Origin of the sequence: Psychrobacter sp. TB67 (assembly GCF_000511065.1) — a bacterium.
Taxonomy (GTDB): domain Bacteria; phylum Pseudomonadota; class Gammaproteobacteria; order Pseudomonadales; family Moraxellaceae; genus Psychrobacter; species Psychrobacter okhotskensis.
In genome coordinates this window covers 1-842 of sequence record NZ_AYYA01000070.1, presented here as the reverse complement: position 1 = coordinate 842, position 842 = coordinate 1, and the positions used below count along the sequence as shown (strand labels likewise).

General features: G+C 42.3%; 1 protein-coding gene and 1 pseudogene. Both read left to right on the top strand.

What is annotated here, in order from left to right; translation table 11 throughout:
• Positions 1 to 341: DDE-type integrase/transposase/recombinase (locus tag W293_RS16500; protein WP_156916406.1), on the top strand; the 341-nt coding region annotated here is incomplete at its 5' end.
• Between the two features lie 22 nt (positions 342 to 363).
• Positions 364 to 555 (top strand): annotated as a pseudogene (locus tag W293_RS17075) (IS3 family transposase); the annotation flags it as partial.
• Between the last annotated feature and the right edge of the window lie 287 nt (positions 556 to 842).

Below are 842 nucleotides of genomic sequence, written 5' to 3'. Positions count from 1 at the left end.
ATGTGACCTACATCCGTATCAAAGGTGGCTGGTGCTACTTAGCGGTTGTTTTAGACTTGTTTGCTCGCCGTGTGGTTGGCTTTAGCGTATCCGATTCACCTAATAGCACCTTGACCGCATCAGCGCTAAAGATGGCGTATCAGACTCGCCTTAAACCAAGCGGTGTGCTGTTCCACTCTGACCAAGGCACGCATTACACCAGTAAAGAGTTCGTTGACGCGATAGCTGACTGTAAGGATATGAAGCAGAGTATGAGCCGCAAAGGAAACCCACTACGGGCACAGCCCTCCGCCTTGCACTCGGGCAAAGCAGTGCTTTGCCAATCCTCGCTCATGGGATAACGCGCCAACTGAACGCTTCTTTAGGAGCTTTAAAACCGAGTGGATGCCAAAGGGCGGTTACGAGGATATCGCTGAAGCATCGAGCGCCATTAGTGATTATATCTGGGGCTACTATCAAACCGTGAGACCGCATAGCTTCAACAATTATTTAACACCAGTAGAAACAGAAAAACGTTACTTTAATAAAAACCTCTTAGAAGGTGTCCTAAATTAGTTGACCACTATAAACAGATCTTGGCGGTCATAAAAGTTGCCTCAACGCTTATAATTATTATCCGTTCTCAACTCAGGGTTATAAGGAATGGCGATGTAGGTTTGAATTTTATTAGTGTCCTAAATTAGTTGACCACTACAATTTTTTACTTACAACACGCAACCTTTTTAACACACGTTGATTATAAATCTCGATTTTCAAGGTGCTAATATAATTGAGTAATACTTAACTTAGATAACATAAACCACTGATTCTAATAACTTTCATCTTGTATTATCACAGATTAT